Annotated in this window: 11 protein-coding genes, 2 tRNA genes and 1 rRNA gene; 1 reads left to right on the top strand and 13 read right to left on the bottom strand. The window is 59.7% G+C overall.

Features of this window, described 5'->3' with window-relative positions; genetic code table 11:
• Positions 1-46: 46 nt before the first annotated feature.
• From ADJ95_RS02455 to dnaA, 13 genes are all read right to left on the bottom strand, one after another.
• Positions 47-493, bottom strand: coding sequence for a DUF3349 domain-containing protein (locus ADJ95_RS02455; protein WP_049332253.1), 447 nt, complete (start codon positions 491-493; stop codon positions 47-49).
• Between the two features lie 53 nt (positions 494-546).
• A complete protein-coding gene (locus tag ADJ95_RS02450; RefSeq protein WP_049332249.1) occupies positions 547-852 on the bottom strand; it encodes a hypothetical protein in 306 nt (101 codons plus the stop codon).
• A 3-nt stretch (positions 853-855) separates the two neighbouring features.
• Positions 856-2,082, bottom strand: coding sequence for an inorganic phosphate transporter (locus tag ADJ95_RS02445; protein WP_049332248.1), 1,227 nt, complete (start codon positions 2,080-2,082; stop codon positions 856-858).
• A gap of 444 nt (positions 2,083-2,526) precedes the next feature.
• Positions 2,527-2,643, bottom strand: a 5S ribosomal RNA gene (rrf, locus tag ADJ95_RS02440).
• A gap of 3 nt (positions 2,644-2,646) precedes the next feature.
• Positions 2,647-2,719, bottom strand: a tRNA-Ala gene (locus ADJ95_RS02435).
• A gap of 142 nt (positions 2,720-2,861) precedes the next feature.
• Positions 2,862-2,935 (bottom strand) — tRNA-Ile (locus ADJ95_RS02430).
• A 230-nt stretch (positions 2,936-3,165) separates the two neighbouring features.
• Complete coding sequence (locus tag ADJ95_RS02425) at positions 3,166-3,756, bottom strand: DUF3566 domain-containing protein (protein WP_049332247.1); 591 nt, start codon at positions 3,754-3,756, stop codon at positions 3,166-3,168.
• Positions 3,756-6,389: a DNA gyrase subunit A gene (gene gyrA / locus ADJ95_RS02420; RefSeq protein ID WP_049332245.1), complete on the bottom strand. Its 2,634-nt coding sequence runs from the start codon at positions 6,387-6,389 to the stop codon at positions 3,756-3,758. Before gyrA ends, ADJ95_RS02425 begins: the two co-directional genes overlap by 1 nt.
• 72 nt (positions 6,390-6,461) lie before the next feature.
• On the bottom strand, positions 6,462-8,477 hold the full coding sequence (gene gyrB / locus ADJ95_RS02415) for a DNA topoisomerase (ATP-hydrolyzing) subunit B (protein ID WP_152691690.1): 2,016 nt from the start codon (positions 8,475-8,477) through the stop codon (positions 6,462-6,464).
• A gap of 391 nt (positions 8,478-8,868) precedes the next feature.
• Positions 8,869-9,537: a DciA family protein gene (locus ADJ95_RS02410; protein ID WP_080974923.1), complete on the bottom strand. Its 669-nt coding sequence runs from the start codon at positions 9,535-9,537 to the stop codon at positions 8,869-8,871.
• A gap of 55 nt (positions 9,538-9,592) precedes the next feature.
• Positions 9,593-10,861, bottom strand: coding sequence for a DNA replication/repair protein RecF (recF, locus tag ADJ95_RS02405; protein ID WP_049332242.1), 1,269 nt, complete (start codon positions 10,859-10,861; stop codon positions 9,593-9,595).
• A gap of 129 nt (positions 10,862-10,990) precedes the next feature.
• The gene (gene dnaN / locus ADJ95_RS02400) at positions 10,991-12,115 is read right to left on the bottom strand and encodes a DNA polymerase III subunit beta (RefSeq protein ID WP_049332240.1); all 1,125 of its coding nucleotides are present in this window, start codon (positions 12,113-12,115) and stop codon (positions 10,991-10,993) included.
• 805 nt (positions 12,116-12,920) lie between these two features.
• Positions 12,921-14,597: a chromosomal replication initiator protein DnaA gene (gene dnaA / locus ADJ95_RS02395; RefSeq protein ID WP_049332238.1), complete on the bottom strand. Its 1,677-nt coding sequence runs from the start codon at positions 14,595-14,597 to the stop codon at positions 12,921-12,923.
• Between the two features lie 638 nt (positions 14,598-15,235).
• Here dnaA and rpmH point away from each other — a divergent pair.
• A complete protein-coding gene (gene rpmH, locus ADJ95_RS02390) occupies positions 15,236-15,373 on the top strand; it encodes a 50S ribosomal protein L34 (RefSeq protein ID WP_049332235.1) in 138 nt (45 codons plus the stop codon).
• Positions 15,374-15,396: the final 23 nt, after the last annotated feature.

The following is a 15,396-nucleotide window of genomic DNA, read 5'->3' as shown; positions in this document are numbered from 1 at the left end:
CGCCCGGTAGGCCTCTTGGTTGTCTATTCAGCCAACCCTCGAATTTTTAGTCATCCGACTCAGCGATCTGCGGTGATGCAACGTTTGCCGACTCGGCGGCCAGCTCCGCAATACGAATCTCACCGGTCGTCGGGTCCTCGTACGGCACATACTCCGTACGACCGGCGGGCTCGGCATCCTCGTTCACATGGTTTTCTGCAATCAGGAAGCCGTGTGCACCCAGAATTTTAGCTACTCGGTCGATGTCCTGCGGGGTCGGGGTATGGTCGACCACGCGACGAATGTACTCGTTGATTCGCTGGTCACTCACGTATGCCTCACCGCGAGCAGCGCGGGACTGCATAAGCTGGCGGACCACTTCCTGCAGCTGTTCATCCGTCAGACGCATCTTCAGGATGGCCATCACGGCTGCACGGTCCTGAACAGGGACGTCCTTGGGATACCCAACGCTCAGCCAGTCGATTACTCGAGAGATGATGCCCTTATCAGGCATTGAGCCCCTCCTTCGATACTGTCATCATCATATTCACTGTGTGTTTCACGGTTCTAGTGACCTCCACCGGTGACGCCGAAAATATTCCAGCCGAACGTGTGGTGAATAAAGTCCTTAGCAACCCAGAGAATGGCGATGATTACGATTGCTACGATGATAGCAAAAACAATCCCGGCGGCAATCTTAGCCACCGTGCTCGGCGGCTCAATCTCCACCAGCTGACCATCCGCCGTGTACTCGGTACGGCCCGCCATGAGGCGGAGGCCGAGCGCATACAGCGCCGGAAGACCCGCACCGAAGAAGAGACCGGCCATGAGCACCGGAATAATCTTGTTTACGATCTCCAACAGATATGCCATGGCTTACGAACCTGCCTTCTCAGTAGCAAGAGTCTGGTCTGCGGATGCCTCAGCGCTGGTGACTGCAGCGCCTTCCTTTTCATCCCAGTCGCCAGTCACGTTCGAAGCGTCAATGTTGTCCTTCTGGGAGTGACGCCACATCAGGAAGCAGAAGATAACCAGCAGAGCGAACACGGTCATTTCGCCAATGAACTGGGTGCCGGTCAGAGCATTCAAGCCGTGACCAATCAGCCAGGTCAGAGCACCCACAATCGCGGCAGCCGGCAGGGTAATCAGCCAGGCGACCACCATACGACCCGCTACGGACCAGCGTACCTCGGCACCCTTACGGCCCAGGCCACTACCCAGAATCGAGCCGGACGCCACGTGAGTGGTCGACAGAGCCATACCGAAGTGGGAAGAGGTCAGAATAATCGCGGCGGAGGCACCGTCGGCAGCCACACCCTGCGGGGTGTCCACCTCAACGATGCCCTTACCGAGGGTGCGAATGATGCGCCAACCACCCAGGTAGGTTCCCAGGGCGATAGCGAGCGCACAGGCCGCCTTGACCCACAGGGGGATGGCGTCGTCGCTATTGAGAGAACCCGAAGCCACCAGAGCCAAGAAAATCACGCCCATGGTCTTCTGCGCATCGTTCGTACCGTGCGCCAGAGACATCAGGGATGCGGTAGCCACCTGACCCTTGCGGAAGCCGCTGTGCTTGCGCTCATCGGCCACAGGGGCAGCAATGCGGTACACCAGCCAGGTGCCGGTTGCCGACACAATCGCGGCAATGACGGGGGATAGAACCGCGGGGACAATGATCTTGGAGAGCACGCCCATCCACTGCACACCGTCGAAGCCGATGGCCACCAGCGCGGAACCGATCAGGCCGCCGAAAAGTGCGTGCGATGAAGAGGAGGGCAGGCCCAGCAACCAGGTCAGCACGTTCCAGAGGATGCCACCCACCAGGCCGGTAAAGACAATCAGCATCAGTGCGGGGCCGTTCGAGGTTACATCGATACGGTCCAGGTTCACGATGCCGCTACCGACCGAGCGTGCAACCTCAACGGAGAGGAAGGCACCCACCAGGTTCAGGGATGCGGAGAGAGCCACGGCTGTCTTCGGCTTCAACGCGCCGGTAGCGATGGACGTAGCCATCGCGTTGCCGGTGTCGTGAAAGCCGTTCGTAAAGTCGAAGGCGAGCGCGGTCAGCACCACGATCACGAGAATAATGAGTTCTGTAGTCACAAGAGAATTATCTGTCGCTTCCCCAAAAATCGAAAGTATTCGGTTTTAACACGAAATAACACGCAAACCCACACGATTGGGTGCGTGTTTCGTGGGGTTGTTCATCCATCATCCCGAGAAACCCGCTATCACTAGGCAAAAAGGGTGCACCCACCAGAATCATTAAGTTGTTTTATGTGGATTCTTCACTAAACATGGACATCGGGCGATATACCACACGCTGAGCGCCGGGGTGAGTTCATCTAGTGTTCACCTTCAGGAAGTTCCCAGATTTCCATTTGTGATGCGCGTCTATTACTCACCTCGCACTGAGTACCCCGTTATGCATTTACTGCAAATTCCCCGGCAGTCTACCGCGAAAGCTCTGAACCGAGTGAGCCGAAGGGGTGCAGCATATATAGCAAAGACCCCGCATCTCTCGATACGGGGTCTTTCTCAAAAATAAACCGGCAACGACCTACTCTCCCACACCCACAAAAGTGCAGTACCATCGGCGCGAAGAGTCTTAGCTTCTGGGTTCGGAATGGAGCCAGGCGTTTCCCTCTTGCTATAATCACCGGAAAGTGGAGGCGAGGGGACTCGAACCCCTAACCCTCTGCTTGCAAAGCAGATGCGCTACCAATTGCGCCACGCCCCCGCTTCAGCGGAAACCACTGTTTAGTTATTTCCAGGCCTTGATGACCTCATTGTTCTGACGCTTTATTAGCGCCATCACAACAACACCCGAAAGAGCGATAATCAGAAAAACTTTCTTCATCTCTGCCTTTCACAGTGCGGAGTGGGCGTACCAAGAATCGAACTTGGGACCTCTTCGTTATCAGCGAAGCGCTCTAACCGTCTGAGCTATACGCCCTCCCTCTGCGGAATTTCTTCCGTAGAACGAGATATAACTATACAGGCGTTTAGAGGGAACACCAAATCAAAATGATATGTTATGCGTCACATATGCATGAAGGGGTTCAGCATCAAGATAGGACACACCACCAAAGCCCCCGCAGAACACAGAAAAGATAGCGCAAAAAGGGCGGCACCGCCTCCGCACGGAGACGATACCGCCCAATTCAAACTCATAGTCGAGCGCTCTTAAGACTCGTCGCTCAGGGTCAGGGTCACGCCACCCACCAGCTTTGCAGCCAGGTTGTACAGGATAGCGGCAATCATACCCAGCAGGGTGAAGACCACGGTGTTCACCACGGCAAAAATCGTGGTTACCAGAGCCACCTGCCCCAGCGAAATCATCTGCGAGATATCCACGGTGGTCGAACCGGTACCCAGCGAGCTAATCAGCTGGTTTACACCGGTAAAGGCACCCGAAGCCTGCAGGAACAGCCACAGAATCACCGAGGCCACGACGGTCACGATACCCAGAGCAATCGACAGCAGGAAGATCAGCTTTGCTACCGACCAGGTATCGACCTTCTGCACCACCAGGCGCGCGCGACGAATCTTCGAACGAGGCGCGGGGCGCACCAGCTGGCGACGCGAACCCGTCGGACGCTTAGCATTCACCGGGCGCTTGCCGGCAGGACGCTTAGCGGCTCCGGGACGGGCCTGACCTGAACGTGCCTGAGCCGGGCGGCGGGCACCAGACTTAGGGGCTCCCTTCTTAGACGCACCAGCTGCTGCCGAACGCTGCGCTGACGCGGAAGAGGAGCTCGCGGGAGTGCTGCTCATTAGTTACCTCCAGTAGCGGTGAGGTCGGCAGCCGCCGCTTCACCCTCGTTATCCGTGCCGGGAGCCGCAGAAGTATCGTCTGCCGCCTCGGCATTCTCAGTGTTTTCATCATCGCTGTCGTCCAGCTGACGATCCTGGTTACGGGCTACACCGATAATCGAATCGCCCTCACTGGGCTTTGCAAAGATAACACCCATGGTATCGCGTCCCTTCGCGGGAACCTCATTCACATTCGAACGAACAACCTTGCCGCTGGACATCACGACCAGGACCTCGTCCTCTTCGTCCACGATGAGGCCACCCACCAGGGCGCCACGATCCTCCACAAGCTTAGCAACCTTAATGCCAAAACCGTTACGACCCTGAACGCGATATTCATCCACGCTCGTGCGCTTCGCGTAGCCACCCTCAGTCACCACGAAGACATAGGAGCCCTCAGTGACCACGTTGGCAGAAATCAGCTCGTCACCCTCGCGGAACTTCATGCCGGTCACACCGGAAGTCGAGCGACCCATGGGGCGCAACGAAGCGTCATCCGCATGGAAGCGCAGGGACATACCGTTACGAGAAACCAGCAGGATGTCATCGGCAGCCGAAACGGTGAAGGCCGAAACAACCTCGTCACCTTCGCGCAGGTTGATGGCGATCAGGCCCGCGGTACGGTTCGTGTCGTAATCGCTCAGGCGGCTCTTCTTCACCATGCCGCCACGGGTTGCCAGCACCAGGTACTCAGCGTCCTCGTAGCTCTTGAGCTCCATCACCTGGGCGATGTGCTCGCCGCCCTGGAACTCCAGCAGGTTCGCAATGTGCTGACCCTTCGCGTCGCGGCCGGCTTCCTGCAATTCGTAGCCCTTCGCGCGGTACACGCGGCCCAGGTTCGTGAAGAACAGAATCCAGCTGTGCGTGGTGGTCACGAAGAAGTGCTCCACCACGTCATCACCGCGCAGGGAGGCACCCTTGATGCCCTTACCGCCGCGGTGCTGGCTACGGTACTGATCACTGCGGGTGCGCTTGATGTAGCCGCCGCGAGTAATCGTCACCACGACCTCCTCCTCGGGGATGAGGTCTTCCATCGACATGTCGCCGTTGTAGCCGTACATGATCTGGGTGCGACGCTCATCGCCGTAGCGGTTCACGATCTCGCCCAGCTCCTCAGAGATAATCTCGCGCTGGCGAGTCTCGGAAGCGATGATTGCGTTGTACTCGGCGATCATGCGCATCAGCTCGTCGTGGCGGTCCTGAATCTTCTGGCGTTCCAAGGCGGCCAGGCGACGCAGCTGCATGTTCAGGATGGCCTGAGCCTGAGCCTCGTCAATCTGCAGGAACTCCATCAGAGCGGTGCGCGCCTCGTCCGCGGTGGGGGAGCGGCGAATCAGGGCGATAACCTCGTCCAGAGCATCCAGGGCCTTGAGCAGGCCGCGCAGGATGTGCGCCTCTTCCTCCGCCTGGCGCAGACGGTAGCGGGTACGGCGGACGATAACATCCAGCTGGTGGTTGACCCAGTGGCGCACGAAAGCGTCCAGGGACAGGGTGCGGGGCACGCCGTCCACGATGGCCAGCATGTTCGCGGAGAAGTTCTCCTGCAGCTGGGTGTGCTTGTACAGGTTGTTCAGCACAACCTTCGGGGAAGCATCACGCTTGAGCACAATCACCAAGCGCTGACCGGTACGACCCGAAGTCTCGTCGCGCAGGTCGGCGATACCGGTGACCTTGCCGTCCTTGATGAGCTCGGCAATCTTGATGGCCAGGTTATCCGGGTTTGCCTGGTACGGCAGCTCGGTGACGACCAGGCAGGTGCGTCCGTGGATTTCCTCGACGTTGACCACGGCACGCATGGTAATCGAACCACGGCCGGTGCGGTACGCATCCTCAATACCCTTGGTGCCCAGAATCTGCGCACCGGTCGGGAAATCCGGGCCCTTGATGCGAGCCATCAGAGCGTTCAGCAGCTCTTCGTTGGTGGCGTGCGGGTTCTTCAGGAACCACTCCACGCCCTCGGCCACCTCGCGTAGGTTGTGCGGGGGAATGTTGGTCGCCATACCCACGGCGATACCCGAGGAGCCGTTAACCAGCAGGTTCGGGATGCGAGAGGGCAGAACGGTCGGCTCGAGAGACTTGCCGTCGTAGTTGGGCTGGAAATCAACGGTGTCCTCGTTGATGTCGCGCACCATCTCCAGGGCGATGGGGGCCATCTTCGTCTCGGTGTATCGGGGAGCCGCTGCGCCATCGTTACCGGGGGAGCCGAAGTTGCCCTGTCCCAGTGCCAGCGGGTAGCGCATAATCCAGCTCTGAATCAGACGCACGAGGGTGTCGTAGATGGCGCTATCGCCGTGGGGGTGGAACTGACCCATGACGTCGCCGACCACGCGGGCGCACTTGTTGAAGGCGCGGTCCGGGCGGTAACCGCCGTCGTACATTGCGTAGATGACGCGACGGTGCACGGGCTTGAGGCCGTCACGGACATCCGGCAGGGCACGACCGATGATGACGGCCATCGCGTAGTCCAGGTAGGAGCGCTGCATTTCAGTTTGCAGGTCCACCTGTTCAATGTGGCCGTGGTGGTCCACGATCTCGGTGTCACCGGTGCTGACGACGTCAGCTCCGGTCACTTCGTTCTGCTGTTCTTCGCTCATTATTTCCCTCAATAAATCACTCGGTTACATAACCCATTCCGCATATTCCCCAAAAGAAATATGCCGTGCGGGTTAGATATCGAGGAATCGGATGTCCTTTGCGTTCTGCTGGATAAACTCGCGGCGGGCCTCAACGTCCTCACCCATAAGCACCGAGAAGATCTGGTCCGCGGCAGCCGCGTCCTCCATCTTCACCTGCAGCAGGGTACGGCGCGCCGGATCCATGGTGGTGTCCCACAGCTCGGTGTAGTCCATCTCGCCCAGACCCTTGTAACGCTGAATACCGTTGTCCTTGGGCAGACGCTGGTTATTCGCCAAACCACGTGCCAGAGCCTCGTCGCGCTCTGCATCGGAGTAGACGTAATCGTGCGGAGCGTTAGACCACTTGATGCGGTACAGCGGCGGCTGAGCCAGGTACACGTAACCGGCCTCAATCAGCGGGCGCATGAAGCGGAAGAGCAGGGTCAGCAGCAGGGTCGTGATGTGCTGGCCGTCCACGTCCGCATCGGCCATGAGCACGATCTTGTGGTAGCGAGCCTTTTCGATATTGAAATCATCACCGATGCCGGTGCCGAAGGCGGTAATCATCGCCTGAATTTCGGCGTTCGACAGGGCACGATCCAGGCGAGCGCGCTCAACGTTCAGGATCTTACCGCGCAGCGGCAGAATAGCCTGAGTGTTCGGGTTACGACCCTGAACCGCCGAACCACCCGCGGAGTCACCCTCCACCAGGTAAATCTCAGAGATCGACGGATCCTTCGAGGAACAGTCCTTGAGCTTACCGGGCATGGAGCTGGTCTCCAGCAGGCCCTTGCGGCGGGTCGTCTCACGGGCCTTGCGGGCGGCGATACGCGCCTGGGCGGCGGTAATCGCGCGACGCACGATGTCCTTGGCCACGGCGGGGTTACGGTCGAACCAGTCGCTCAGGTGATCGTTCACCTCGCGCTGGGTGAAGGACTTCGCCTCCGAGTTACCCAGCTTGGTCTTCGTCTGACCCTCGAACTGCGGCTCGGAAATCTTAATCGAGATGACCGCGGTCAGGCCCTCACGCACGTCTTCACCGGTGAGGTTATCGTCCTTATCGCGCAACAGCTTGTTGTCGCGAGCGTAACGGTTCACCAGGGAGGTCAGCGCGGCACGGAAACCCTCTTCATGGGTGCCGCCCTCGTGGGTGTTGATCGTGTTTGCGTAGGAGTAGACGGATTCCTTGTACGCACCGGTCCACTGCATGGCCACTTCCAGGCTCATGTTACGGTCGGAGTCCTCGGATTCGAAGGAGACAATCTCTTCGTTCACGATGGTCTTCGCGCCGGCATTCAGGAAGTGCACGTAGTCGAACAGGCCGTTGTCGTAACGGTAAGTGACGGTCATGAAACCGTCAGCGTTCGCACGCACGCGGTTGAGAGTGTTTTCCTTCTCCTCTTCGGCAACCTCGTCACCGGTGAACCTCTCGCGCTCATCGGTCAGGGTGATGGTCAGGCCCTTATTCAGGAAGGCCATTTGCTGGAAGCGAGCGCGCAGGGTCTCAAAATCGAACTCGACAGTCTCGAAAATCTCGGGATCCGGATAGAAGGCCTGAATCGTGCCGGTCTTATCGGAGGGCTCGCCGCGACGCAGGGGACCGTCGGGCACGCCACCGTTGGAGAAGGAGATGTGCCACGCGTAGCCCTGGCGGTGCACCTCGGTAATCACGCGGGTCGATAGGGCGTTCACCACGGAGATACCCACGCCGTGCAGACCACCGGAGACCGAGTAGCCGCCGCCGCCAAACTTACCGCCGGCGTGCAGCACGGTCATGACGACCTCGACGGTGGATTTGTGCTCGGTGGGGTGCTCATCCACGGGAATACCGCGACCGTCATCCTTGACGCGCACCGCGCCATCGGCCTGGATGGTCACGTCGATTTCGGAGGCGTAACCGGCGAGCGCCTCGTCCACGGAGTTATCAACGACCTCGTAGACCAGGTGGTGCAGACCGCGCTCGGTGGTCGAGCCGATGTACATGCCGGGGCGTTTACGAACCGCCTCCAAGCCTTCCAGCACGGTGATGTCGGACGCACCGTATTCATGGGGCTGTTCAGGTGCCACGAGGGGAAACTCCTTGGGTAAGCCGGGCACCGGCAGGGAGCCGCGAACACTGCCGAGGGTAGCCTAGAACGCCTCGGCGCGGCGCGTGAAGCGCCTTCGGGGACTCGCGGTGCCGGCGGCGCCCGGGTGGGCGCACTTTACGCATTGTCCCTTTTATTTTACCGAGCAAGGGGGTATTAAAGCCATCCAGCGCGCCATTTTTTGGGCAATTCACCCATATTCCACCCCCTCAAACGCCCGTAATGGCCCCTGAGAGACGCTCAACCCCCTCCCCAGTGAGGGGGGATACACCTCGGTTATGCGGCCGGGATGCGGGCACTTCCGAGGTTTTGCTTCTTCAAGCGGTCCGGTTTCGAGGCAAAAATTCGTTCCGCACGCACCACCGGCTCTCCTACCCGTAGGTATCGCGCACCCCGCGCATCCCGGAGGCGCGACGATACCCGCGCTGGCTCCAGCGGCCGTTGTTCGGACCCAGGATTCGTACCTGCGCCACCACGCTCTCGCCAAGCTCTCGGCGGAAGAGCTCGATAAGCTGCCCGTGCATCAGGCGCAGCTGAGTGGCCCAGGCGGTGGAGTCGCACTGCACCTGAACGATAGAGTTCTCGAAGCTGAGAGGTTTGGTGTGCGCGGCAATTTCGGGACCAACGAGTTCAGCCCAGCGGGCCAGCACGCTCGAGACGGCCACGGGCTCTTTCCAGCCTCGGGACCGAATCAGCGCGCTCACGATACCCCCGAGCGGCTTGGGATCGCGGGAGCTTTCACCGGGGCCGCTGTACCCACCCATGACGCGGGGATCCCACCCCTGTGCGCGTTCTCGACGTTTCTTGGGGGCGGTTCCGGACATCGCGGCGCCGAACTCGCGCATAATCTTTCGCGCCGAGAAAGCGTTGAGGGGCGCCTCGCCGCGTTCCTGGGCGGCCACGCGCATACGAGTCAGCAGGGCCGCGGGGGCGTCCACCTCGTCTCGGTAAAATTCACCGAAGCCATCGACCTCGCCGCCGGATGTTTCACGTGAAACAGTGCTGTTGAGCTCACGGGCGTCAGGGGCCGGGGAAGGCATCGGCAAGGAATCGCCGAAGGGTGCAGTGAGGGGGACGGAATCCTCTCCGGGACGGTTACTCATGATCCCCACCGGCAATAGGATTCTCAGCTAACGTTTCGCCGCTCTCCTTGGCGAGGGTCTCACCGGTGCTTCCTTCTGCGTTCCCACCGCGAGTGCCGGGCGACGGTACGTACTCCGCATGTCCTGGAGTTACAGACACCAAGCGGTATTCGCCCAGCTCCTCCGGAATATCCGTGAGTACGGCGCACGTAATGAGCACCTGCTCCGCCGCGGCAACCATAGCGCCCAGGCGGTGGCGGCGCGCCGAGTCGAGCTCGGCGAAGACATCGTCAAGAATCAGGATGGGGGAGGCACCCGGTGAAGAATCGTCCTCCACATGAACAAACCACGAAGCCAACTTCAGGGCCAGAGCAAACGACCAGCTCTCACCGTGCGAGGCAAAATGCTTAACCGGAAGGCCGCCCAGCAGCAGGGTCACATCCTCACGGTGCGGCCCCACCAGCGTTACGCCGCGCTCAATTTCCTCGGCGCGACGCTCGGCGAAACCGCACAGAAGCGCCTCCTTCAGGTCCTTGATGCTCATGAGGGCCGCGTGTTCAAGAGAGCGCTCGCCCATGCTTGCGAAGACGGTGGACTCGTAGATGAACCCCACGTCCTTAGAACCGTCCGTCAGCCCCGCATAGGCGCGACGCAGCTGGGGGAGTAGGCGCTGCAACAGACGGAAGCGTGCAGAGAGCAGTTGCGCCCCCATCAGGGCAAGCTGGCCATCCCACACCGCGAGGGTACTCAGCGCGTTCTCGTCGCGAGCGCGGCGCTGCATCGACTTGAGCAGCGAATTACGCTGCCGCAAAATCCGCTCGTACTCACTGCGGTACCCCGCCACCACGGGGCGCAGAGAGACGGCCAGCTCATCCACAAATCGACGACGACCGGCGGGATCGCCCTTCACCAGTTGCAGGTCCTCGGGGGAAAACAGCACCGTGCGAGCAATACCCAGAGCTTCCTTAGCGCGCACCGGGGCAGCCCGGTTAATGCGCACGCGATTCGCCTGACCGGGAGCCACCTCAAACTCGGTCACGGTCTGCTGCGAACCGCGCACAGTGCGGGTGCGGATGTAGGCTCGGGCGGCGCCCACGCGCACCAGCGGACCGTCGTGGCTCACCCGGTGCGAAGAGAGGGCCGCCGCATACTCAATGGCCTCTACGATATTCGTTTTTCCCACGCCATTCGAGCCCAGAAAAACCGTCACCCCGGCCGATAGAGGCAGGTTGAGCAGCGCGTAGGTGCGGTAATCCAACAGCGAGATGTGGTCGATGTACACCGGACGGCTCCTTTCGTGCGGTTCGGTTGGACGGTTCGGTCGAGGAGGGGATAAGCGCGGACGGGGAAAGCACAGCCCCGCGAGCCTTCCCTGGGCAGAGCCTCGGGAAGGGCGCGGGGCGGCAAGCTACTAGTTCGAGGGCAGACGCACCGGCATCAGCAGGTAGCGGTAGTTGCGGTCATCCTCAGCCAGCGGCTCGTCCTGGCCCGAAATCACGGCGGGCTTGGGCGCATCGGTGAAGGAGAAACGCACGAACTCGGTGCCGAACACCTTCAGACCGTCCAGCAGGTAGGAGGGATTGTACGCCACGGTGATGTCGTCGCCGGAGAGGTGAGCCTGCAGGGTTTCGGAGGCCTGAGCCTCGTCGCCGCGGCCCGCATCGATGGCAACCGAGCCTTGGGTGAACTTCAGGCGCAGCGGAGTGTTGCGCTCAGCCACGAGTGAGATACGGCGAGCTGCCTCGGTCAGGTCGGAGGTGCGAACCACCGCGTGGATGGGGGTCTGCTCGGGGAAGAGAGCACGGATGTTGGGGTAATCGCCGTCCATCAGAACGCTCGTGGTGCGGCGGGTACCGGCAGCAAAACCAATCAGTTCACCGGCGGCGGGCAGCGCAATGGAGAGCTCGCCGGAGCCGGAGAGAGTGCTACCGACCTCGGAAACGGTCTTGGCCTTTAGCAGAACAGCCGCCTGAACATCGGGGTTGACGGGGTTCCACTTGATTTCGCGCATGGCTAGACGGTAGCGGTCGGTGGCGAGCAGGGTCATGGTGTCGCCGTTAATCTCGACGCGAATACCGGTCAGCAGGGGCAGGGTCTCGTCCTTGGACACCGCAATCTGAACCTGCTTGACGGCTTCAGCAAATTCGGCGCCGTCGACGGTACCGGAAACTTCGGGCAGTTCGGGCAGCTCGGGGTAATCGGCCACGGGCATGCCGGCCAGCTGGAAGTTAGCGGAACGGCAGTGCAGACGAATCACGGACTCATCGGCGGTGAACTCGACCTCAGCGTTCGGAAGAGAACGGCAGATTTCGGCCAGGATCTTACCTGGAACAAGGCACACACCCTCGGCCTGAACATCGGCGGCGATAACCTGGCGGGCGCTGGTTTCGTGATCAAAGCTTGCGATGCTGACTTCGCCGGCGGAGGCGGTAATCAGCAGACCGTTGAGCACGGGGGAGGTAGGACGCAAGGGCAGGGAGCGTGCCGTCCAGCCGACTGCTTCGGCGAGGACATCGCGTTCAACGGTGAATTTCATCGAGAAGGCGCCTTTCACGGTGGTAGAGATTCGGTTTGTGGCGCACGTAAAGCTGAATTGCGAGAGAGCCGGAAGGTTTCGCCTGCTCTAGTGCGCGGTGCCCGTGCGCGCGCGTCTATCCATCCTACCGGAATCCAGACGAATTGTAATTACAGGGATTTGCGGTGAACACGGTCGGTCACCACGGTTACCAGCCTCGCATTTTTGTAATTACAAAGAACCGCGAAGGAATCCTTGGAAGGCATCGAAAATAGATTCGAAATTAGACATTCAAAAATGTGGGTTTCTCGCCAAAACCAACAGGGAGAATGAATCAAAGAAAGCACTTACTATCGCCTAGTGTTTCCTGAAATCACGACGGGCGAACGCCCTGAGTAGCTCAAAATGCATATCGAACTTCCCGGCAGCTCGGGGCGAGGAAATGTTTCATGCTATGGGGAGGATTTTTTCTTTAAGTACAGTAGTATTATTAACGCTTGTGGAAACGGTGGAAAACCCCGCAGAACCCCGCAATGACGCGGAAGTGACCTGTGGATATTAAGTGGAGGAATCCTCCCCAAGTTGAGGATGCATTGTGTATGAATATTTATGCATTTACTCTCTTCCACACCTTTTGAATATTCATGCACTTAACGTCCACACGAGCGCCGGAGTTAAAGCACAGCTTATCCACACCCCACATTTCAGGGCCCCAGGCAGCCAAAAATCGTGGCCGAAAATAACCCTGCCCCTCTCAAACCACCCCGATACCCCCTATAAAACGCCTTGTCAGCGGCTTATAGGGGGTGTAAGTGGTTCCGTGGGCCTATCCGGCGGCGCGCTGTTCCTGGCGAATGAGGTTCGTCAGCTCGGTCACCTGATTGAAAATCGTCTGCCGCTCAGCCATCTGCGCGCTCACCTTACGCACCGCGTGCATCACGGTCGTGTGGTCGCGGCCGCCCAAATCATTACCGATACGCGGCAGGGACATCTCGGTCAGCTCACGGAGCAGATACATCGCCACCTGGCGGGCGTTCGTGAGCGTGCGGGTGCGAGACTTCGACTGCATATCCTCGATGGACACATCGAAATACTTCGCCACCGTCGAGAGCACCAGCGCCGAGGTAATCTCGGCGCCGCCCGTATCCGACAGCAAATCCTTCAAATAGGTCTCAGCCTCAGCCAGGGTGATGGGCTCCGGAGGCTTCTTCATCGAGGCGGCGGCGCTCGCGCGAATCAGAGCGCCCTCCAACTCGCGAATATTGGCCGTGACATGGGAAGCAATGTATTCCATAACGTCATCGCGCACCGGCAAAATCTCGCTCTGAGCCTTCTTTCGCAGAATCGCGATGCGGGTCTCCAGCTCCGGAGGCTGCACATCCACGTTCAGACCCGACCCGAAGCGCGAACGCATCCGCTCGGCAAAGCCGGTCAGCTGCTTCGGCGGCAAATCCGAAGTAATCACAATCTGCTTCTGGTGGTTGTACAGCGCGTTGAAGGTATGGAAAAACTCCTCCATTGTCGCCTCTTTACCCGCCAAAAACTGGATATCGTCAATCAGAAGAACGTCAACATTGCGGTAAATCTGCTTGAACGAGGAACCCTCGTCGTCGCGAATCGAGTTGATGAAATCGTTCGTGAACTCTTCAGAATTCACGTAGCGCACTCGCAGATTCGGGTAAAGGTACTTGGTGTAGTGGCCAATCGCGTGCAGCAGGTGGGTCTTGCCCAGGCCCGAACCGCCGTAGATGAAGAGCGGGTTGTACACGATGCCGGGCTGCTCTGCCACGGCGAAGGCGCTTGCATGAGCAAAGCGGTTGGACTGGCCGATCACGAAGGTATCGAAGGTGTAATTCGGGTTCAATCGAGCAGAGCTATCCCACGTCGGAGCGTTTTCCGGGTCTTCGTGCTGGGTCGCAACCGGCGCGGCCGGGGCCGGGGCCTCACTGTGCGCAGTGTGGAAAGCGGTTCGTTCTGCCTCGAGGGCCTGTAGCGAGGGACGAGTCACCTGCTCATCCGCAGGGACATGCGCCTCGGAATCCAGTGCCGGATGCGGCTCGGTGTAGTACTCGAAAGCTCGGGAGCCAACGGGGGCCTCACGGCGGGCGGGCTCGGCGTAGGGAGTTGCGCCGGAATAGCCAGAAGGCTCATCGGGAACCTGGTGAGCTGCGGCAATTGCGGGTTCGACGGGTGCGGTCTGTTCCGGCTCATTAACGTCCTGACTTGGGCTTTCAATGGGAACCATCGCCTCGTTCACATCGAAAAGCGCGGTGGTGGAGGGGCCGAACGCCTCGTGCAGCGCGGCACGGAAAGGTGCTGTAATTTGCTCCTCAAACACGGCGCGGGTGAGCTTATTGGGCACCTCGATGATGAGGCGCGAAGATCCCATCAGACCCTGGGGGCGCGCAAGGTTCACGAATCCACGCTGGCGCGCCGTGACGTTCGGGTCGCTGCTCAGGATAGACAGCAGGTGCGCCCATCGCGCCTGAAGTGACTCGGTCATAGGGGTCTTTACCTCCGCTCAATCTGCCGCAGAAGACGTTGGCAGCTCAACAGAGTGCCAACGATGCCGGAACCTTCCGCAGGTCATTAAGATTCTACCCGCTTAATGCACAGGCATTTAACGTTTTCCACAAGAGTTTTCCACACGGTGGAAAAGTTGTAATTACAGGAGTGGATGGAGGGTGGAAAACGGTGGAGAATTCGCCGACTTCCCTGTAATTACAGGGGGTAGCGCGTTTGTGTGTGCCTGTGGATAAGCGTTGCGCAATGTGCTATCCGAGGAGGATATGCCCCGCGGTGGATAGTCGCGATCCCGCGTTATCCCCAGGGGTGGGGATGGGAGCGGTGACTCATGCGAGTGGAGCGTAGCGTGTTCCCTTCAGGGTTCCCCTCGGCCTCTCATAAACCCTCGATCGTCACCAACAGCTCTCCTCGATTCCGCACCCAGTCCCCATAAGGAGCCCGGAATCACGCGGAAAAAAGCGAAAAGAACTTGATTTACTCCCGCCACTCTTCTAAAGTTGTGCTGTTGTGTGTGCACCGCCTACCGCGAATAGTCGCGATACCTCCGTGCACCAAGAAGCGTACGGTTCCGACACCCCGTGAGGGCGAGAACCGCGAAAATCAAGGAGACAAAGTATGAGCAAGCGTACTTTCCAGCCGAACAACCGCCGTCGCGCCAAGAAGCACGGCTTCCGTCTGCGTATGCGCACCCGTGCAGGCCGCGCGATTCTGTCGAACCGCCGCGGTAAGGGCCGCGCAAAGCTCTCGGCCTAATCACGGCATATAGTTCGCCCGCC

Origin of the sequence: Rothia mucilaginosa (assembly GCF_001061665.1) — a bacterium.
Classification (GTDB): domain Bacteria; phylum Actinomycetota; class Actinomycetes; order Actinomycetales; family Micrococcaceae; genus Rothia; species Rothia mucilaginosa_A.
Note: the sequence above shows the minus strand (reverse complement) of the source record. Positions and strands in the feature narration are given on the sequence as shown.

What these genes read in the sequence shown, in the direction of transcription:
- ADJ95_RS02455 (WP_049332253.1), bottom strand. Translation starts at nt 493, where the DNA reads ATGCCTGATAAGGGCATCATCTCTCGAGTAATCGACTGGCTGAGCGTT.
- ADJ95_RS02450 (WP_049332249.1), bottom strand. Translation starts at nt 852, where the DNA reads ATGGCATATCTGTTGGAGATCGTAAACAAGATTATTCCGGTGCTCATG.
- ADJ95_RS02425 (WP_049332247.1), bottom strand. Translation starts at nt 3,756, where the DNA reads ATGAGCAGCACTCCCGCGAGCTCCTCTTCCGCGTCAGCGCAGCGTTCG.
- gyrA (WP_049332245.1), bottom strand. Translation starts at nt 6,389, where the DNA reads ATGAGCGAAGAACAGCAGAACGAAGTGACCGGAGCTGACGTCGTCAGC.
- ADJ95_RS02410 (WP_080974923.1), bottom strand. Translation starts at nt 9,537, where the DNA reads ATGCCTTCCCCGGCCCCTGACGCCCGTGAGCTCAACAGCACTGTTTCA.
- dnaN (WP_049332240.1), bottom strand. Translation starts at nt 12,115, where the DNA reads ATGAAATTCACCGTTGAACGCGATGTCCTCGCCGAAGCAGTCGGCTGG.
- dnaA (WP_049332238.1), bottom strand. Translation starts at nt 14,597, where the DNA reads ATGACCGAGTCACTTCAGGCGCGATGGGCGCACCTGCTGTCTATCCTG.
- rpmH (WP_049332235.1), top strand. Translation starts at nt 15,236, where the DNA reads ATGAGCAAGCGTACTTTCCAGCCGAACAACCGCCGTCGCGCCAAGAAG.